The organism is Anoxybacillus sp. UARK-01 (assembly GCF_002075365.1).
Taxonomy (GTDB): domain Bacteria; phylum Bacillota; class Bacilli; order Bacillales; family Anoxybacillaceae; genus Anoxybacteroides; species Anoxybacteroides rupiense.
In genome coordinates this window covers 12,187-32,826 of the sequence record NZ_NASY01000049.1, presented here as the reverse complement: position 1 = coordinate 32,826, position 20,640 = coordinate 12,187, and the positions used below count along the sequence as shown (strand labels likewise).

At 43.9% G+C, this 20,640-nt stretch carries 14 protein-coding genes, 1 tRNA gene and 1 pseudogene; 10 read left to right on the top strand and 6 right to left on the bottom strand.

What is annotated here, in order from left to right; translation table 11 throughout:
- Positions 1–1,155: a mannitol-1-phosphate 5-dehydrogenase gene (locus tag B6A27_RS15255; RefSeq protein WP_080862545.1), complete on the top strand. Its 1,155-nt coding sequence runs from the start codon at positions 1–3 to the stop codon at positions 1,153–1,155.
- A gap of 236 nt (positions 1,156–1,391) precedes the next feature.
- Here B6A27_RS15255 and B6A27_RS15250 read toward each other — a convergent pair whose 3' ends face one another.
- Both B6A27_RS15250 and B6A27_RS15245 read right to left on the bottom strand, forming a co-directional pair.
- A complete protein-coding gene (locus tag B6A27_RS15250) occupies positions 1,392–2,144 on the bottom strand; it encodes a TatD family hydrolase (protein WP_080862544.1) in 753 nt (250 codons plus the stop codon).
- 184 nt (positions 2,145–2,328) lie between these two features.
- Positions 2,329–3,006 (bottom strand): DUF421 domain-containing protein, encoded by a 678-nt coding sequence (locus B6A27_RS15245; protein ID WP_080862543.1) that lies wholly within the window; start codon positions 3,004–3,006, stop codon positions 2,329–2,331.
- 348 nt (positions 3,007–3,354) lie between these two features.
- Here B6A27_RS15245 and ilvD point away from each other — a divergent pair, with 348 nt between their 5' ends.
- The 4 genes from ilvD (at position 3,355) to B6A27_RS15225 (ending at position 9,398) form a co-directional block, all read left to right on the top strand.
- Positions 3,355–5,031 (top strand): dihydroxy-acid dehydratase, encoded by a 1,677-nt coding sequence (gene ilvD, locus B6A27_RS15240; RefSeq protein ID WP_044746396.1) that lies wholly within the window; start codon positions 3,355–3,357, stop codon positions 5,029–5,031.
- A 198-nt stretch (positions 5,032–5,229) separates the two neighbouring features.
- Positions 5,230–7,146: a FapA family protein gene (locus B6A27_RS15235; RefSeq protein WP_080862542.1), complete on the top strand. Its 1,917-nt coding sequence runs from the start codon at positions 5,230–5,232 to the stop codon at positions 7,144–7,146.
- Between the two features lie 374 nt (positions 7,147–7,520).
- Entirely contained in the window at positions 7,521–8,393 is an 873-nt protein-coding gene (locus tag B6A27_RS15230) for a Cof-type HAD-IIB family hydrolase (RefSeq protein ID WP_080862541.1), read from the top strand.
- Positions 8,394–8,552: 159 nt separating this feature from the next.
- Positions 8,553–9,398 carry a 5'-3' exonuclease gene (locus B6A27_RS15225; RefSeq protein WP_066148554.1) on the top strand — a complete coding sequence of 282 codons (846 nt, stop codon included), beginning with the start codon at positions 8,553–8,555 and terminating at the stop codon, positions 9,396–9,398.
- 318 nt (positions 9,399–9,716) lie between these two features.
- Here the strand turns inward: B6A27_RS15225 and B6A27_RS15220 are convergent.
- A tRNA-Ala gene (locus tag B6A27_RS15220) sits at positions 9,717–9,788 on the bottom strand.
- Between the two features lie 224 nt (positions 9,789–10,012).
- Here B6A27_RS15220 and B6A27_RS15215 point away from each other — a divergent pair.
- Positions 10,013–11,758 carry a methyl-accepting chemotaxis protein gene (locus B6A27_RS15215; protein ID WP_080862540.1) on the top strand — a complete coding sequence of 582 codons (1,746 nt, stop codon included), beginning with the start codon at positions 10,013–10,015 and terminating at the stop codon, positions 11,756–11,758.
- Positions 11,759–11,977: 219 nt separating this feature from the next.
- A pseudogene (locus tag B6A27_RS15210) lies at positions 11,978–12,365 on the top strand (SDR family oxidoreductase); the annotation flags it as partial.
- 103 nt (positions 12,366–12,468) lie between these two features.
- Here B6A27_RS15210 and B6A27_RS15205 read toward each other — a convergent pair.
- Positions 12,469–13,710 carry a glutamate-5-semialdehyde dehydrogenase gene (locus B6A27_RS15205; protein ID WP_080862539.1) on the bottom strand — a complete coding sequence of 414 codons (1,242 nt, stop codon included), beginning with the start codon at positions 13,708–13,710 and terminating at the stop codon, positions 12,469–12,471.
- A gap of 40 nt (positions 13,711–13,750) precedes the next feature.
- A complete protein-coding gene (proB, locus tag B6A27_RS15200; protein ID WP_183186942.1) occupies positions 13,751–14,875 on the bottom strand; it encodes a glutamate 5-kinase in 1,125 nt (374 codons plus the stop codon).
- Positions 14,876–15,489: 614 nt separating this feature from the next.
- Here proB and megL point away from each other — a divergent pair.
- Positions 15,490–16,674: a methionine gamma-lyase gene (gene megL / locus B6A27_RS15195; RefSeq protein WP_080862537.1), complete on the top strand. Its 1,185-nt coding sequence runs from the start codon at positions 15,490–15,492 to the stop codon at positions 16,672–16,674.
- 86 nt (positions 16,675–16,760) lie between these two features.
- Here the strand turns inward: megL and B6A27_RS15190 are convergent, their stop codons facing one another.
- Positions 16,761–17,306, bottom strand: a complete 546-nt coding sequence (locus tag B6A27_RS15190; protein WP_080862593.1) for a pyridoxamine 5'-phosphate oxidase family protein — start codon at positions 17,304–17,306, stop codon at positions 16,761–16,763.
- A gap of 112 nt (positions 17,307–17,418) precedes the next feature.
- Here B6A27_RS15190 and pdxR point away from each other — a divergent pair, with 112 nt between their 5' ends.
- Positions 17,419–18,831 (top strand): MocR-like pyridoxine biosynthesis transcription factor PdxR, encoded by a 1,413-nt coding sequence (pdxR, locus tag B6A27_RS15185; RefSeq protein WP_236631855.1) that lies wholly within the window; start codon positions 17,419–17,421, stop codon positions 18,829–18,831.
- Positions 18,832–19,231: 400 nt separating this feature from the next.
- Positions 19,232–20,557 (top strand): phenylacetate--CoA ligase PaaK, encoded by a 1,326-nt coding sequence (gene paaK / locus B6A27_RS15180; RefSeq protein WP_066148567.1) that lies wholly within the window; start codon positions 19,232–19,234, stop codon positions 20,555–20,557.
- Positions 20,558–20,640: the final 83 nt, after the last annotated feature.

Sequence of the window (20,640 nt, the reverse complement as noted above, 5' to 3'; positions counted from 1 at the left end):
GTGTTAGCCGTTCATTTTGGTGCTGGAAATATCGGCAGAGGTTTTATTGGCCAACTACTTTCGCAATCGGGCTATGAAGTCGTATTTGTGGATGTTAACGAGGAAATTGTTCAAAAGCTGCAAGAAAAGCGGCACTATCGGGTCATTATTGCCGGCGAACAAATTGAAGAGCAACACGTTTACCATGTGACAGCACTGCACAGTGTGAAGGATCACGAAGCTGTGCTTCAGCACATCGCGAGAGCAGATTTCGTTACGACAGCTGTCGGGCCGAATGTATTGCCTCTGATTGCTCCTGTGATCGCTGAAGGGATTCGCAAGCGCTTAGAGGTGAATCGAACTCCTGTTCATATCATTGCTTGTGAAAATATGATTGGCGGCAGCAGCTTTTTAAAAGAGCATGTATGGAAAAAATTATCCGAAGAAGAGCAAACAATGGCCAGCCAATATTGCAGTTTCCCGAACTGTGCCGTTGACCGCATCGTTCCAAATCAAAAAAATGAGGACTTGCTTTCTGTTACGGTGGAGCCATTTTTTGAGTGGGTCATTGAAACGAAGCAAATGATCGGAACCATTCCGCCAATTGAAGGAGTACGCATCGTCGATGAATTGCCTCCTTATATTGAAAGAAAATTGTTTACCGTGAATACAGGGCATGCCCTTGTCGCTTATTTAGGCTATTACAAAAAGTTTTTCACGATTCATGAGGCAATGAAGGACGAAGAGATTTATGCTGATGTGGTGAAGGCGCTCAATGAATCTGGACGAGTACTCATTCAAAAGTATGGATGGAATGCTGATGAACATCAAATATATATCAAAAAAATTGTTCAAAGATTCACAAACTCTGCGATTACGGATGAGGTGACGAGAGTAGGGCGCTCGCCGATTCGCAAGCTTGGTCCGAACGATCGTCTCATCAGCCCTGCCAAACAATATTATGACTTGTTTCATGAGATCCCATCAGGGCTCGTCAAAGGAATCGCCGCTCTCTTGCAATTTGATTATCAAGAAGATACCGAAGCGATGGAGTTGCAAGAGACGATTCGACAAATGGGCATCGAAGGGGCGTTGTCCCGCTACGCAGGATTAGAGCTTGGGCATCCGTTGATAGCGGCTGTTAAGACAGAAGCGGCTATGTTAGCGAAGCAATAAATGGACACATTCCACGATCAGCGATGAGACCGTTGTTTCATAAGTTCTATTGAAAAGCGTGAAAATATAACAAAGAGTTCTCTTGATGGAGAAAAAAGGAAACTATCATCATAAAATCGCGGACCATTTCGCATGTTGCGGAATGGTCTATTTTTCGTTTGTATTTTGTATACCGCAAATAAATGGCTGGAGTTGTTATAAGCAGGGAGCACCCCGCTTGGTCTGTGCGGTGAAATTTAACGATAAATGCGTTTGGTGTTGGAAACGATGGTGGTTTTTACAGTCTCGACATCTTGCTTGTATAACGCGGCTACTGTTTGCAGCGAATGCTTTAACAATAAAGGAGATGTTTCCATACCGCTGAACGGGCCGGCAAATGGCCAAGGTCCATCCGTTTCTAAAAGCAGCTGTTCGATCGGTACAAAGGATAACAGTTTTCGGTCGCGTTCACGATAGCAAACTTCTGGAGTGACGGAAATATAGTAGCCGCATCGGACGATTTGCTTGATAATAGAAACTTCTGCTTTTAGCCAATGAAAATGAGCGTATTTTACGGCATATTTTTGCAAAATAGAAAGAGCGGTTTGGGCGCCTTCATATACCGCATGAAGAGCCAATGGCAAAGAAAGGGAGGAAGCGATTTGCACGATTTGCTCGAAACGCTCGCAATGGTTTTGATAACGTGTGGTCGCGTCTGCCGAGTAATGAGGGAGCCCGACTTCCCCGATCGCTCCCAGCTGTGGGCGTTCTTTTTGTACTAGATGAACCCATTCTTCCCAGTCCTGTGGATGAGGAAGTGGCTGTTCTGGATGAAAGCCAATCGCGGCGTATACGAACGCTGGAAATCGCTGCTTCAGCTCCAATGTCCGGTAGCTCGACGGCAAATCTGTCGAGACTGCAACAACTCCTGAGATGCCAGCTTCTTGCCATGTTTTTATTCGCTCGTCAATTTGATCGTACTGATCAAGATGGATATGGGCATCAATCATAGGGACACTTACTCCTCTATAAAAGTTTGGCGAAGGAGATGTTTCTACCCCACCCGTCACATATTTATTGTACCAAGCATCAGAAAGGGTCGCCAAGCAGCTGGTTCACTATATGTGGCAACGATATTGGCTCTTTGCGAGAAAAATCAGGGGTTCGTTTATGAACAGATCAAGCAATGCTGCATCATTGGTATGTCTGCACAAATAATCCGTCTCCTTCTAGCCACTCAGCGATCAGTACATGTTTGTAATCTGTTATTTCACGGGAACGAAGCTCCTCTAATAGCCATTCTTCGCTTTTTTCTAGTTCGCGTAGCTCGTCCATTAATAGCTGTCCGTCTCGGATAATTGTAGTTGGAATGTGGACAGGCTGTGGCGGGAAGTGAAAATCCTCTTTTTTCGGCTTTTGGTAAGACGATTTTTTTAATATACTGAGCGATCCATCAGCTTCTAAGTAACAAAAAGCAACTTCCCTGATCGAAAATGTTTCATTTTGGCGCAGCAGGCTTTGTAATTGATTAAGGGTCAAGCGCGCTTTTTTCAATGCCTCATAGTCGATGATTCCATTGCGAATTAATGCGGTTGGCTTTCCCTCAGCGATGAGGCGAAACGCCAGCCATTTTTGGTTGATATATTCTACGAACAGAAGGAGGGCTCCCCATAAGGTGATTGAATAAATAATGTACCAAATATGCACATGGTCAGCATAGAGCGCATTTCCAAGCAATTCTCCTAATACAATGACGGAAATAAAGGTAAACGGTGTAATTTGATGAATCAGCTTTTTTCCAGCCACTTTTACGACAAGAAATAACAAGATAAATCCGACGATCAATTCCAATGTCAATTCTGTAATCTTCATGATGTTCGCGCCTCCTCGCCTTGTCCATTCTTGCTATTTTCATTATGGGCGAGGTGAGTGCAAATTATGTTGCTTATCTTATTACTCAATGGAAAAGAAGCCGCTTTATTTTTTCAACAGACTCTGATTTCTATATCGTAGCGCACTGTTTTACTTAAAAACAGAATGGCATCCTAAACCCCAGCAGAAAAGCGAGGAATCTAGTACTATGTATGGGCTTTTATTGGCTCATCCAAACGCCTGACAGTAGCATGATGTTGTTGAATGAGAAAAACAAATAATTGTCAATCTATTCTAAAAAGTGATACAATACTTAAAATATAAAGGGTGTATATGGAGGGATTGAAGTTGAAGCAATTGAGAAGCAATATGATTAAAAAGGGATTTGACCGTGCTCCACATCGAAGTTTGTTAAGGGCAGCCGGAGTAAAAGAAGAGGATTTTGACAAACCATTTATCGCTGTTGTGAACTCCTATATTGATATTATTCCAGGACATGTTCATTTACAGGAGTTTGGAAAAATTGTAAAAGAAGCGATTCGTGAAGCAGGCGGGGTGCCGTTTGAAATGAATACGATCGGTGTTGATGACGGTATTGCAATGGGACATATCGGCATGCGTTACTCACTGCCAAGCCGTGAAATCATTGCCGATTCCGTTGAAACGGTGGTATCGGCGCATTGGTTTGACGGGATGGTGTGCATTCCGAACTGCGACAAAATTACTCCTGGAATGATGATGGCAGCGATGCGCTTAAATATTCCGACCATCTTTGTGAGCGGTGGACCAATGAAGGCGGGGGTGACGAGTGACGGCCGGAAAATTTCGCTTTCTTCAGTATTTGAAGGGGTTGGAGCGTATCAAGCAGGAAAAATTGATGAACAAGGCTTGCAAGAGCTAGAGCAATATGGCTGTCCGACCTGTGGATCGTGCTCAGGAATGTTTACAGCCAATTCCATGAATTGCTTGGCTGAAGCGCTCGGTTTGGCGCTTCCAGGAAACGGAACGATTCTAGCTGTTGACCCGGCTCGCAAAGAGTTCGTAAAACGCTCGGCTCAACAACTTATGTATTTAATTGAGCATGACATTAAGCCGCGAGATATTGTGACGGAAAAAGCGATTGACAATGCATTTGCGCTCGATATGGCGCTTGGCGGCTCGACCAACACCGTATTACACACACTCGCGATTGCGAACGAGGCAGGGATCGATTATCCGTTGGAGCGCATCAACGAAGTGGCTGCTCGTGTGCCGCATTTAGCGAAATTAGCGCCAGCATCTGATATACATATCGAGGATTTGCATGAAGCAGGCGGAGTGTCAGCAGTGCTTCACGAGCTAGCGAAAAAAGAAGGAACGCTTCATCTTGATGCGCTGACCGTATCGGGAAGAACATTAGGAGAAAATATTTCCGGTTGTGAAGTAACAAACCATGAGGTCATTCGCCCGATTCATCAGCCGCATTCAGAAACGGGTGGACTGGCTGTTTTATTTGGCAATCTTGCTCCAGATGGCGCGATTATAAAAACAGGGGGCATTCAGGGAGGAATCACGCGTCATGAAGGCCCGGCCATCGTTTTTAACTCCCAAGAGGAAGCACTTGAAGGGATTGCGGGAGGACGAGTGAAGCCAGGCCATGTTGTCATTATTCGCTATGAAGGACCGAAGGGAGGTCCTGGAATGCCGGAAATGCTTGCGCCGACATCACAAATTGTTGGGATGGGGCTTGGACCGAAAGTGGCGCTTGTGACGGACGGGCGTTTTTCCGGAGCTTCTCGCGGGTTATCCATTGGACACGTATCGCCGGAAGCAGCAGAAGGGGGACCGCTTGCTTTTGTAGAAGATGGTGATTATATTGTGATCGACATTGTTGCGCGAACGATTGATGTTCAGCTTTCTGAAGAAGAATGGGAGAAGCGAAAAGCGAACTGGAAAGGATTTGAGCCAAAGGTGAAAACGGGATACCTCGCCCGCTATTCAAAGCTTGTCACCTCAGCAAGTACAGGTGGAATTATGAAAATCTAACAAACGGAATAATAGATCACTAAAGCAAAGGTGGGAATTCTCAGCAGAGGAATCTCACCTTCTGTTTTGCTTAAAGATGACAACAAAAATATAGAGAGAATCATCAATTGTCCGACTTTTGGCACTGCTACGTAAGGATAAATGTCATATATTATAAGAATAAAGGAATATGTATCCATCTAAGGAGGAGAAGCAGGTGTGGAAAGTATTATTTCAAAAGGAAATACATTGGATGAAGCGATCCGTCTAGGGCTTGAACAGCTGCAAGCCACACGCGAACAGGTTTCTATCGAAATCATTCAGCACGAGAAAAAGCGTTTATTTGGATTATCAACAAAACAAGCGATCGTAAAAATAACAAAAATTTCTGTTGATGAATTAAACGATCAAGACGCTAAAGTATGGATGGAAGATGGCAGGTTGTTTTATCAGCGCTCCTCTTCAGAAGGGCCAAGCATTACGATTGGGGAAGGAGTAAAGCTGTTTCGCAACGGGGAAGAGGTAGACCGTGTGGTTAGCATTAAACAAGGAGATGTATTGGAAGTTCATGCAGAGGAAGAAAAAGTGATAGAGGGGACATGGGATATTACAGTGGATTCCCAAAAAATGCAGGCCGCTTTACTCATCGAGCCGACACTACACAAACGCTACGTGCTTTTAGATTTTCCTCCGGCTAAGCATGCGCAACTAAATGCCCAAATACTTACCGAAGTAAAACCGGTTGTTACGTATGAAGAAATCAAGCAACGGTTAGAGCAGTTGCATATTGTGCATGGAATTCTTGAAGAAAACATCAACGAAGCGCTCCAAGCAACGGAGAAAATCCATGTGGCGATTGCTCAAGGAACGCCGTCTCAGGAAGGAAAGGACGGCTGGGTTGAAGTAAAAGCGGGCTCGAACCAGCCGAAAAAACCGAAGATGCGCCAGGATGGTACAGTAGATTATCGTGAAATCGAAGGAGTTCCGAGCGTTCAAGCGGGTGACGTGATTGCAGTCATTCACCCAGCACAACCAGGCATTCCGGGAAAAAGAGTAACCGGTGAAGTGATTCCTGTACGCGATACCTTTCCAGTTCATGTTCAACTTGGAAAGGGGGTCGCCATGTCAGAAGATGGAGTGAAGATAATGGCTGTGGAGTCTGGAAGGCCTCAAGTAGTGCAAAAGGGGCGTACGGCTATTGTATCCATGATTCCAAAACTTGTCCATCAAGGGGATGTCGATCTCTCAACAGGTAATGTTCGCTTTAAGGGAGATATCGAAATTATTGGAAATGTTCAAGATGGTATGGAGGTTGAGGCGGAAGGAAGTGTTGTGATTTTTCAAAATGCCAACCGTGCAAAAATTCAGGCTCAGCAATCCATTTTTATCTATCAAAATCTTATAAGCGGAACCGTCATTTCAGGAGAGCAAAAAATGGCGGTTACAGAATTAATGGAGTCACTGAATACGATTCGCCAACAGCTTGAAAGAATGATTGTCACCGTTCAGCAGATCACCGTGATCTCCAATGTGGAAGGTAAAAACATGAATTGGGTGATAGGAAAATTAATCGAAACAAAATTTCAGTCTCTGCAAGCGGCTGTGAAAAAGTACCGAGAGGTTTGCCAAACGAAAAGAGAACAATTAAGCGAAGCTTGGATACAACTAGGAGAGCGTTTACATACATGCATTTTAGTGAAAAAAGCATACGAAAGCTTTGCTAAGTTGCTTCGCGACATAGAAGAGATGATTAGCCAAAATGAACAGCTTTCTGCCGATTCGATTGAATTATCATATGCGTTGAATAGTGTCATTCATGGAAGCGGCGATGTGGTAATAACGGGAAAAGGATGTTATAACTGCAATATTTATGCAGGAGGAAAACTGGTCATTCATGGGGTGTTGAGAGGCGGCGAGGTTTATGCACAAAAGGGGGTTTATGTGAGAGAGGTCGGTTCTTCATCTGGAATTAAGACCGTCCTATCAGTTCCTAAAGGAGAAACGATTCAAATGGATCATGTGTGGGAAGGGACCGTCATTCGAATCGGCAAAAAAACTTATACATTTATGGAAGAGAAAAAAGCGGTTTGTGCAAGATGGAATGAAGAGGCGGGCGAGATTCAATTCGAGGTGTAGCTTGCTTTTTTCGCATAAGCTGAATCAACTGTTTTTTGCTCTCCATCATTGGACGCACAGAAATCCTCTTTCAAAATTTTTAGATGTATCCCCAATTTTGTTAAGCAGCTGAAGAGATTGTCTATTGGTGAAAGCGCTCTATATTTGATGGTCTCGACGGTCGGAGACGAGCTTGTGACTTGTCTCGTCATGCCCCATTGTGGCTGAGAACCGAACAACCAGCCGTTTCTTTTTTGATTTATGGAAAACCAGTGCGGGAAGGCGAGACTCATTCTTCATCAAGAGTAAATTCCTCTCATTTTCTTGGATTTTGTATTATAATTGAGAAAGAGTTTTAAAGCGGTGAAGCTAAAAAGAAATGGAGGAATGGCTCGATGTTCATTGCTTTAGATATGGATGGAACACTGCTTCATTCAGAGGGATACATTAGTCCGAGAAATAAAGATGCGATCAAAAAAGCCCAAGATGCCGGACATATTGTGGCCATTGCCACAGGACGAGCGTATAAAGACGCGTACCTCCCGCTGGAACGGGCTGGTCTTCATTGTCCGATCATTGGCTTAAATGGTGCGATGATTACGTTGGAAAGCGGTGCGGTGATGAGCGAGGTTCCGTTGCATCGGCACGCATTCATCCCCACATTAGAATGGGTGCGAACACAGCCGGATTTATATTGCGAACTTTATACTAATACGGCTGTCTACGTTGGCTTACATAATCGCGAACATCTAGAAGCACTTGCTTATAAAGTAAGGGAAGAGCATCCTGATTTGCAGCGCATTGTTCAAAAGCAGTTTCAACAGGCGCGTGTGACATATGTAGAAGATATTAGCCAAGTATGGCATGATGATTCATTAATAGTCTATAAGATTCTTATTTTTTCCTTAAATATCCATTTATTAAAAGAGGCTTCTTTCCAATTTGCGAAGCTGCCGAATGTGGCGGTTACTTCTTCGCATCCTAATAATATTGAAATCAATCATCAACAGGCGACAAAAGGAGAAGCGATCAAGAAGCTCGCTTCTTATTATGGAATGGAGTTGTCTGATACGGTGGTCGTCGGTGATAGCCTTAATGATCTGCCGATGTTTGCGGTTGCGGGATACCGTGTCGCGATGGGGAATGCTGCTGAGGCAGTGAAGCAGCAAAGCGATTCGATCACAGCTACGAACGATGAAGATGGTGTCGCTTTGATCTTAGAGGAACTTGTACAAAAGGGAAACGTACCGCGCCAACGGCTTGTTTGATGAGAAGAAAAGGAAAGAGCAGTTTGATGATGGTGAAGCCGTGTATGAAAGAATAATGGCAAAATCATGATAAAGGAAGTAGGAAGGATTCCTCCGGTAGATGAAGTGATGGATGGGCTCATTAAAAGTAAATGATGCATAGAGAGGAATAAGCAAAGCATGACGAATACTCATTCACATCTATTATTAGTCGACGGTATGGCTCTATTGTTTCGCTCTTTTTATGCGACCGCTCCGAGTGGACAGTGGATGCGAAACAGCCGCGGTGTGCCGACAAATGCGGTTCATGGGCTGATCAGGCACTTATCAGCTGCGCTTCAAACCATTCGTCCAACGCATGTCGTGTGCTGCTGGGATATGGGGAGCACCACCTTTCGCACTGAATGGTTTCCCGATTATAAAGCGAATCGTGGCGACCCGCCGCCGGAGCTTGTGCCGCAATTTGATTTGGCGAAAGAAGCCGTCGCTGCGCTCGAAATTCCCAACATCGGAGTATTAGGAGCCGAAGCGGATGATTGTATTGGCACGATTGTCAAACAATACGGGAGTTTGCTGAACATTTCGATTTTGACTGGAGATCGTGATTTATTTCAGCTTCTTTCTCCGAATGTGTCCGTTTATTTGCTGGCTAAAGGCATCGGTCATTATGAAGTATATACGGATGACCGGTTTTATGAAGAGAAAGGCCTTTTACCGCAGCAGCTTGTGGATGTCAAAGCGCTTATGGGGGATTCAAGCGACAATTATCCGGGAGTGCGCGGCATCGGAGAAAAAACGGCATTTAAATTAATCCAACAATATGGTTCTATTGAAGGATTAGTCGAAAATCTTGAGCAGTTGACGAAAGCTCAGCAGAAAAAGATTAGCGAGAATTTAGAAATGCTTTATTTATCGCGCAAGCTGGCCACCATCTATTGCGAGATTCCGTTGTCTTTGCGTCTTGAAGAAGCGAAATGGACAGGGGATTTTGTTGGCTTGGAGAAAGTGAAGCAAATGTTAGCATAAGTAGCAGGTTTAATGATGAAACGACCATTTTCTTTTCTGCGTCAGAAATGTTAATATGTAGCGAAGGCCCAATCATCTGGCGATATGAAGTAGATTCGTGTTTTTGTATGTCGGGATGTTGGCAATGGGTAGATCGAGAACTTAATTTTGACGGTTGAGTGATCGAACCATCCCATTTGTCTGTAAGCGGGATGGTTGTCGGCGTTCGCTCTCTCTTTTGATCGGGAGTGGCTGACGGATCAAATTCGCGATACCATGAAAAGCTGTTTCACAAAAATAAAAAAGCGGCCTATAAACCGCTTTTTTGATCATTAAATATGGAGCATATCGGATTCGAACCGATGACCTCTTCGCTGCCAGCGAAGCGTTCTCCCCCTGAACTAATGCCCCGTTATTAAAGCTACGGACAATATTTATAATATCATAAAAGATAGAAATGTCAATGATCGATTTATGAGCAAGCAACAAATCATAAGCAACTTCGCCGATATTAAGTGATGTCCCCATTCTGGCATCAGAAAAAAATAAAAAATGACAGAGATAGCCGTTTTTACTAGAACCTTTTTTCATGCACGCCATAACGTGTTATTACATTGTAAAGAGAGGTGCTGGCGTTGTTTAAAAGAAAAAGGCGATCGCTGTCAACGAAGCTGCTTTCCGTTGTTTGTTCTATTATTTTTCTAATGGGAATCGCAAGTGCCTGGTTGGCTGACAAAATTATTGTAGAGAGCAATTTAGCCAACATGGAAAAAGAGCTAAACGGATTTGGCACCATTTTGGCGAAAAATGTAGATGAGAAGGTAGTGAAATCTGTTATTCATCAACCGAGCGAAAAAAACCATGATACTTTAAAAGTCAGCGAATTAATGGACGAAACCATTCGTAGTACCCATTCCTATGTTGCTAATCTGTATTTCGTTACTTATGAAAATGGCCGTATTGACCTGCCAGTATTTAGCAGCAGCTTACGTTCTGATCGCTTTACATTTGGCTCTGAATATCCAACGGATGAAACGACCTTTCGTACCGCAGTTGTTAAAGCCTATACAACCAAAACGGCGCAAACGACCGACATATATACCGATCAATTTGGAAAGTGGAAAAGCGGAGTTACGCCCATATTAGATGATAGAGGAAATGTTTTAGCGTTGTATGGAGTAGATTTCGATGTATCCAAGGTTGAAAAAAAGGCATGGCAAGAGACGTTGAATTTCGTCTATTTAATCATTGGTTTTCTATTCACAGCTATTGTTTTAACCTATTTTGTTGTTCGAAGAATCGTTCAGCCGGTGCTAAAGGTTTCCGATTTATCCTCAAGCATTGCCAATGGAAATTTAAATATCGAAGAGCTAGCGGTGCGTTCAAAGGATGAGATAGGCATGCTGGCGGCTAATTTTAACTTTATGGTCCATAATTTGCGGCATATTATGAAAAAGGTTAATCTTCATTCTCTGCAGGTATCGAGCGCTGCTGAGCAGCTGACAGCAAGTGCTGAGCAATCGACGATCGCTTCTGAACAAATTGCTCGTATTACACAAGAAATGTCTGCTGGAACAGAAGAACAGTTAAAAAATATAAGGAAAACAGCTCATTCAGCTGATACGCTGTCAGCTGCACTTCAACAAGTAGCACAAAATAGTGAAGAGATGCTGCGAAGCGCACAAAATGCGATGGAAGCGGCTGTTCAAGGAGTGGGCTCTATTCATTTGGTGATGCAACAAATGAATGAAATCAGCCTTTCTGTAGACTACACTTCAAACATCATGCAACTGCTTGGCGAAAAATCGAAGCAAATCGGCCGGATTGTCGCCTTCATTACCGATATTGCTGAGCAAACGAATCTGTTGGCTTTAAATGCTGCTATTGAGGCCGCCAGAGCAGGAGAACATGGGAAAGGCTTTTCTGTTGTCGCTGCTGAAGTAAGAAAACTAGCGGAGGAATCCAAAAAATCCGCTTACCAGATTACAAGCTTGATTGATTCGATTCAAACAGAAACAATAGAGGCGGTCCGTTCCGCAGCTATGTGTACAGATAAAGTGAAATTAGGTCTGGATTCAACAGAAAGATTAAAGAATGTTTTTGTTCATATAGAAGAAGCGGCGCAGCTTGCTGTGAATAAAGTGAATCTTGTATCTGCAGCGGTGCGTTCCATGTCTGAAGTCGGTGAAGAAATGGCAAAAAGCATGGAGTATATTAAGGATATTTCTGAAAAAAATGTTTTATCAAGCAGCGAGATTGCCGGAGCAACCGAACAACAACTCGCCGCAATGGAGGAAATTTCATCTGCAGCCCAGTCTTTATCATCGCTGGCCAACGAATTATTAGAAAGTATTGCGATTTTTCAAATGGAGAAAAAATAGCCCTCTTTGACCATATAGATTGCATGATGGAAAAATTTTATTGTCAATGAACGAACATCCCGCGCTTTGTTGAATGTTCTAACCATCTCTGATGGATGATTCAATTTTTCATCAAGCAGCTGCCCATTTGCTAAAGCAAACTATATTCGTGAGTGATGAATGGTCATGAAGGTTTGGAGATATCGGCGGCGGTGTATTTTTCTTTACTTTCAATAGAATTTAAGCGTAAAGGCGCCGATATTGCTTAGCGTTGAATTTGCCAAAATATTTTCTAAACAACAAGGAGGGGCGCATTATTTTGTTGACATCCGGACAATCTTTAGGACCCATGTCCGGAGAGACAGCTTATGCTGCGACAAAAGAGGCGCTTGATGCCTTTGTGAAAACATTTGTTGTTGAAGTAATGGAAAAAGGGATTACGCAGGGTTCGACTGATTTTGGAGGAATGAACGAGGAGTTGAAACAGCATCTTCTGCTTAACTTTCCGTTCGGACGGATTGGTACACTCCATGATGCCGCGCGCCTTATTCGTTTTTTGGCGAGTGATGAAGCCGCGTGGATCACTGGACAAGTGATTCATTCCGAAGGTGGATTTATTCGCGGATAGTTGCTGCTGCTCTGTTCTTTATTCGTTTCAAAAGAGGAAAAAAGAGGGGCTCCAAAAGGTAGTGACCTTGGCTTTTGGGACAGCCCCTGATTAATTGGAGCGATCATTCGCGCACTTGTCCTGCGCCATAGACGAGCGTTTTCGTCGTTGTGATGGCGCGCAGACCCATTGGACCCCGGGCGTGCAGCTTTTGGGTGCTAATGCCGATTTCTGCTCCGTACCCAAACTGTTCGCCATCCGTGAATCGCGTCGAGGCATTATGATAGAGCACTGCCGCATCAACAGATTCAAAAAAGCGTTGAACGTGTGCGGCGCATTCAGAAATAATCGCTTCGGAATGTTTTGTCCCATATTGGCTAATATGGCGGATCGCTTCTTCTACGTCTTCAACAAGCTTGACGGCTAAAATCGGTGCTAAAAATTCTGTTCGCCAATCTTCCTCTGTTGCCGGCTGAATAAAAGGATAAGCAGAAGCGAGGGCGGCATCGCCGCGCAATTCAACGGCTTGATGGTGCAATGTTTCGATGAGTTCGCCGACGTACGGCCAATCTTTATGGATCAAGACGGTTTCGACAGCATTGCATACGGATGGACGCTGCAGCTTTGCGTTGAGTACAATATCCATTGTCATTTGTTTTTTGGCTGATTGATCGATAAAAATATGACAATTGCCGACACCTGTTTCTAAGACAGGAACGGTAGCATTTTCGACAACCGATTGAATCAATCCGGCTCCGCCGCGCGGGATGAGAACATCTAAATATTCTTTTAAGCGAAACATGCTCCGAGCGGTTTCGCGGCTCGTATCTTCTAGCAGCTGAACCGCTTCTGGGGGAATAGGAGAATGTTTTAGTGCCTCTTGCATGATGGAAACGAGGGCCTGATTGGAATGGATGGCCGATGAACTTCCCCGCAACAGCACGGCGTTTCCTGTTTTTAAGCAGAGTGTTGCGGCATCGACGGTGACGTTCGGCCGCGCTTCGTATACCATGCCAATCACGCCAAGCGGAACCCGGATATGTTTGATTTGCAGTCCATTGGGCCGTGTTTGCTCCTCAATCGTTTCACCAACTGGATCAGGCAAAGCGATCACTTGTTGGATACCAGTGACCATTTGTTTGATTCGTTCCTCTGTTAACTGTAAACGGTCAAGCAAAGCGGGCGACATTCCGTTTGCTTGGCCAATGGACATATCTTTTTTATTTTCTGCAAGAATCCATTGGTTTTTTGCTACTAATGCTTCAGCGATGATGGAGAGCGCTTCATTTTTTTCCGATGCCGATAACACAGCTAATGACTTAGCCGCTTGCTTTAACTGCATAGCTTTTAGCAACAATTCATTCATTACGGTGGCCTCCTTTGTCATAAGCATGTCGTTTCTTAATTTAACGCAATGAAACAGACGGGTTTTTTAAACATACCCAGTGATTGCGATGAATGACCTCTGGACGCTGGTGGATAGAATAGCGTCTGGCGGCCTCGCTAGCCCAGCCCTTGACTTTTACTAAGTCCTCAGCTGAGTAGTATACCTGTCCTCTTCCGATCACTTCGCCCTTTTGATTAATCACTTCCACGACATCGAGAGCTTTGAATGCTCCCCATACATTGGTTACACCAACCGGCAATAAACTTTTCCCTTTATGTAAAAGGGCGATTTCTGCTCCTTCGTCAATTTCGATCCTCCCCGCTGGTTGGGAGTGATAGGCAATCCACTGTTTGCGCATTTGCATATGCCCTTGCCGAGTGCCAATATATGTCCCGTCTCCTTTTCCTTCTAAAACATCACACAATTTTCTTTTTCCGCTTCCTGTTCCGACAAAAACGCTGACGCCAAACGAAAGAGCTTTTTGTGCCGCTAGCAGCTTTGATTTCATTCCTCCTGTTCCCAGAGAGGTGCCGATACCGCCAGCCTGCTCGATTAAATCATCTGTTATTTCCGGTAAAAAATGATACTTTTTTGCGGTTCGGTCTGTTTTTGGATTTCCATCGTATAGTCCATTAATATCTGTTAAAATAATTAACGCATCGGCATGTAAAAAACCGCTGACAAGAGCGGACAACAAATCGTTGTCGCCAAATGTTAATTCTTCGACAGAAACCGAATCGTTTTCATTAATAATCGGCAGAACTCCACGATCAAGCAATTCAGAGATGGCAGAAAATAAATTGTGGAATCGTTCCCGACTGTAAAAATCCTCGCGTGTTAAGAGCAGCTGCCCAATGACAATACCAAACGAGCGAAAAGCAGAAATATAGCTTTGCATAAGCAGTCCTTGGCCGACCGCCGCCGCCGCTTGCTTGCCTGCTACTGTTTGTGGCCGAAAGCGGTAGCCGAGCTGAGAAAATCCCGCTGCAACAGCGCCAGAGGAAATTAAAATCACATCATGGCCGAGCTGTTTCAAGTAAGCGATGGCTTCCACGTGATCGAGCAGCTTTTGTTCAGAAAGCTTTCCGTTTGAATCGGTAAGGGAGCTGCTGCCGATTTTTACGATCACTCGTTGTTTTTTCATTTTTTTCCTCCTCACTTTAATTTCACATAAAAAAACGCTTTTCCCCTCCTTATGAAAAGGACGGAAAAGCGTTCCGCGGTACCACCTTTTTTGGCGCAAGTAAGCGCCCACTTTCGTCCCAGTAACGCGGGAATAACGGCTTATGTTTGCATAAGCGGCCATATTAGGGCAGGTTCAATCAACTTTCCGTGAGGAACCTTCCAGCCTACGAGCTCCACTCTCTTGCACGTTCCATTGATTTACTAGTCCCGTACCGTTATCAGTATCGCTGTTTTTCAGAATTATCTTACGGAACGGCGGATTTGTCAAGATACTATCTGCCGTTTGTGGGGAAAATTTTCATATTTTGTTAGAATAAATCCTTAGTATAGCAGCAAGAAAAGGAAATAGACGAAACGAATCATGCCTGTGAAAAAATAACGGTGGAAGGAGTTTCGTAATTTGCTTTTTCGTCATACATTGTGTGACAAAGGTTCGCCAACTCGACTCTATGAATGACATCCTCAGCCAATGTAGTAATAAGATAGATAACAAGTTTTAGAAAGCGCTTACAAAAGATTTTGGCATATCGTATACTAAAGATGAAGAGTTATTACCACATAGGGGGATTGGTCATGAAATATACAGAGAAGCGATTTGAAACAGCAGCGATTCATCACGGCTATTGCACGAAGGAGCATCTTGGAAGTCTAGCCGTTCCGATTTTTCAAACCTCTACCTTTACTTTCGATACGGCGGAGCAAGGAGAAGCACGCTTTGCTGGGCAAGAGGAAGGATTCATTTATTCGCGGCTGGCTAATCCGACAGTCCGGGCACTTGAAGAGAAAATGGCTTATTTAGAAGAGGGAGAGGCTGCCTTGGCGTTTAGCTCAGGCATGGCGGCAGTGTCCGCTGTGCTTGTTGCTTTGACAAAAGCGAATGACCACATGATATGTTCGCAAGGAGTATATGGCTGTACATTCGGTTTGCTGCAGCTAATGAAGCAGAAATACGAAATTGATCATGATTTTTGCCCGATGGAAACAGAAGAGCAAATTCGTCAGCTCATTCGTCCTGAAACCGTGTGTATTTACGTAGAAACGCCGATTAATCCAACAATGAAGCTCATTGATTTGGAAATGGTGGTAAAAGTCGCGAAAGAGCACGGAATAACGGTTGTTGTAGATAACACATTTTGTTCCCCGTATTTGCAGCGGCCGCTTTTGTTCGGTTGTGACGTTGTCATCCACAGCGCAACGAAATACATTGGCGGCCACGGTGATGTCATTGCTGGTATCGCGGTAGGAACGAAAGAATTGATGGCGGAAATCGCTAAAACGACGCAAAAAGATATTGGCGGGGTTCTTTCACCATTTGATGCCTGGCTTTTGTTGCGTGGAGTGAAAACGCTGGCAGTGCGCATGGATCGCCATTGCGACAATGCTGAAAAAATTGTGGAACGCCTTAAACAGCACCCAGCTGTTGCGAATGTATATTACCCAAACGCCCCGGACCATTGTAGCTATTCGATTTATAAAAAACAAATGAAGCGCGGCGGCGGCTTAATTTCGTTTGAAGTGAAAGGGACGAAAGAAGAGGCTCAACGCTTGCTCAATGGCTTGCGGCTGATTCATATCGCGGTCAGCTTAGGAGATACGGAGACGTTGATTCAGCATCCAGCCACTATGACACATGCTGTCGTTCCAGAGAAAGCAAGAATGGAAATGGGAATTAGCGACTCTCTCCTTCGCTTATCGGTGGGACTTGAAGCGTGGGAAGATATTTGGAGTGACTTGGAACAGGCGCTTAATCAGCTGTGAAAGAAGAATAAAGCAGACACTTGATGTGCCTGCTTTTATTTCATAGAAAGAGGAAGTGGGCAGTCGAGTTTTCGATTTTAACCACTTTAAACCATCCCTGCATCATCGGCTACGTGTCTTCCTTTGTAAAATAAACGCTGTTCGTTTAAAGGCTTTTCCTTAGCTGTTATCACCTTTGGAATGATTTTCATGACGATTGTACGGCTTCCCATTGAAGAACGGTACGAATCGACGTGATGTTTGGAAAGAGGAGTGGAAAAGTAACCAGGAACATATTTATCAAGCAGCTTTTGCATCGCGGCGGTTGCTTCAGACAAATCGGCGACGATTTCGATCTCCCCAAAAATCATAACACTCATATAACTTGTATCCGTTTTGGCTGGTACCGGATTGACCATTGTTCCAAAATTTTCACTGACAGTAAAACAGATCCGTTTGTTTCGATTTATTATTTCCATTTTTCTTCCTGATTCAGCTCCGTGAATGTATACGGCGCCTTTCCACCAAACGAAATTAAGAGGAACAACGTATGGTTCACTGTTGTCAGTTAATCCTAAATATCCGGTGGTTGCTGACGAGAGAAAGGCAGAAATTTTGTCTTGATCGTTACAGGCTAATAGCGGTCTTCTCATTTCATCCATATTTTTTCCTCCTGTTCCTTTGTTATAATCATTGTAAAAAGCTGCTGTATGGATGCATAGTGGCAGTTTTGGATATTTTTTAGGGGACAGAGGAGGAGGAAACATGATTGAATTAACCCCGCATTTAGACAGCGAGCGGCGACTTCCGCTTTATGAACAGCTTTACGAATATATCAAAGGCGAAATGGTGAAAGGGCATCTCCAAACAGGTGAGGCGCTTCCTTCCATACGCGTTCTTGCCAAGCATTTGCGCATTAGCCGCAATACGGTGGAAGCCGCTTATGCACAGCTTGTAGCGGAAGGGTATGTTGAAAGTCGGCCGCGGAAGGGATTTATCATCAAAGAATTTGATAAGGATGTATGGATGAAGTTAGAACCGCCGTTTGTGATTCCGTTATCCGTGTCACCTGTATCGAGGTATCGGTACGATTTTCGCTATGGCCATATTGATACGGCCCATTTTCCGCTGCGAGCGTGGCGCGCTTGCCTGAACGAGGCAATGGACGCATCGCGGGAGGAATTGCTTTGGTATGGTGAACGTCAAGGAGAAAGGAAGCTGCGTCAGCAAATTGCCCGGTATTTGTTTCAGGCGCGCGGCATTCATTGTTCAGATGAACAGGTGATTATCGGTGCTGGCATTCATCAAATAACAGGACTTCTTTGTCAGCTTTTCTCACCTGAAAAAAATAAAATCGCTATGGAAAATCCATCGTATGACGGTATCCGTGCCGTCTTTATAAACCATCGTTATCAGGTGCTCCCCATTTCACTTGAACAGGATGGTTTACATATTGCGGAATTGGAACAGAGTGATGCCACCGTTGCTTATGTGACCCCATCACATCAGCTGCCACTTGGAATGGTACTGCCGATTGGCAAACGGCAAAAGCTATTAAAATGGGCAGAAACGAGAAATGCGTTTTTGATTGAAGACGATTACGACAGCGAATTTCGATATGAAGGAAAACCGATTCCTGCTCTAAAAGCGCTCGATACGCAAGATCGCGTGATCTATATTGGAACGTTTTCAAAAGTGCTAACGCCTGCCATTCGTGTTTGTTATATGGTATTGCCAAAACAATTGCTTTCCTCGTTTTACCAGATGTTTTCTAGCTATCATCAGCCCGTGGCGACGGTGGTGCAAAAAGCGCTGGCGTTATTTATGGAAAAAGGCTATTTGGAGCGTCATATTCGAAAAATGCGCACTGTATATGCAAAAAAACGTCAAACGCTGATCCATGCGATTTATGACCATTTTGGTGAGCATGCCACCATTATTGGCGAAAAGGCTGGATTGCACTTGCTTGTTCACTTCCATCATGTCATGGATGCCGATCGGCTAGTCGAGGAAGCAAAAGGAAGAGGCATTCACATTTATTCTGTGGCAAAGTATTGGTTTGATTCCCAAACATCTCCTCCGCCTTATATTTTGTTAGGATTTGGTAGCATGACAGAACAAGAAATGATAGAAGCGATACAATTCTTGAAAGATATTGTTCAAGCAACGAGAAAATAAGGAAGAGAACTCGGACAAAATAGAGAGACGGGATAACCGCTATACGATATAGAAGAAAGGAATGAACTTATAGCTGAATGTTGGTTATCCGATGGTTGAAAAACGTCCCAAACTCCACATTGCTGAAAATGTTATGATGTCCCGTTACATCCATATAGTTGAGTTATATTGAAACTAGCATCGCAGCTATCAGAAGAAGTTTTCAAATTCTTTATCTTTAAGAACGATGCGGTAGGTGAAAGGTCCTAAGATGAACGGGAATAGTAAAAAATAATTGACAATTTGCAATGTTAGCGCTATTTTTAACTTAAATATGATGTTAAACACTTATAACGTTATTTAAACGTAATAAGTGTTTAATTTTTATAAAAAATGAAAGCGTTTTAAAGGGGATGGGAAAATGATTTTGCATGATGTTGAGACGTTTTCGAAGTATGAAATGGAAAAGCTGCAGCTACAGAGACTGCAGCAAACGGTTGAAAGGGTGTATGAGAAGGTTCCGTTTTATCGCGGCAAGCTGAATGAACGGAATGTCAAGCCAGAGCATATTCGCTCGCTTGAAGATATCCGCAAGCTTCCGTTCACAACGAAAAAGGATTTGCGCGACCATTATCCGTTTGGATTGCTGGCTGTCGATCTACGTGAAGCAGTACGTATCCATGCTTCAAGCGGTACAAGCGGAAAACCGACGGTGGTGGCCTATACAAAACATGATATTGAAAATTGGTCTGACATTGTCGCGCGCGCCATCGCTACTGCTGGCGGAGAACCGGGTAAAGTGCTGCATAACGCATATGGTTACGGTTTGTTCACCGGAGGGCTTGGCTTGCATTACGGAAGCGAGCGGCTGGGGATGGTGACAGTGCCTGTATCAGGAGGAAACACAGACAGACAAGTGACATTAATTGAAGATTTTCGTCCTGAAGTCATTTGCGGTACTCCTTCTTATGTATTAAACATTGCGGAACGCATGCGCGAGCTTGGGAAAGATCCGCGGCAAACATCATTAAAATATGGCGTTTTCGGGGCGGAGCCTTGGTCCGAGGAAATGCGAAGAACGCTTGAAGAAGCTTTTGCGATTAAAGCTTGTGATATTTATGGATTAAGTGAAGTGATTGGACCTGGCGTAGCAATGGAATGTCATGAAGCACAGGATGGACTGCATATTGCGGATGATCATTTCTACGTGGAAGTCATAAATCCAAAAACGCTTGAGCCAGTCGCGGATGGAGAAGAAGGAGAGCTTGTATTTACAAGTCTTACAAAAGAAGCGTTCCCTGTGCTTCGCTACCGTACCGGTGACATCGCTTCCATTACAAGAGAACGGTGTAAATGCGGTAGAACAACGACAAGAATGTCGCGCGTCAAAGGGCGTGTCGATGATATGCTAATTATTCGCGGAGTGAATGTATTCCCATCCGAAATTGAACATTATTTGCTTACCGTTCCTGAATTAGCCCCGTATTATCAAATTCATCTTGATCGCAAAGGAACACTCGATGTTGTTGAATTGCATGTGGAGGTCAATGAGGAGTTTATTGGAGAAATCAGCGGGGACATTAAGCATGAACGCGTGATGCTGCTGAAAAAACACATTCAGCATTTGTTGAAAAACTACTGTCTTGTGTCGATGAACGTAGAGATCCATACGCCAAAGACACTTCCTCGTTCGGAAGGAAAGGCGATTCGGATCATTGATCGCCGCAAAGAAAAGGCGAAAATATGAAAAATACTCAATTATAACAATTTTCATTATTGAAATATTTATAACGTTATTTTATAATTACGTTAAAATAACGTTATATAATT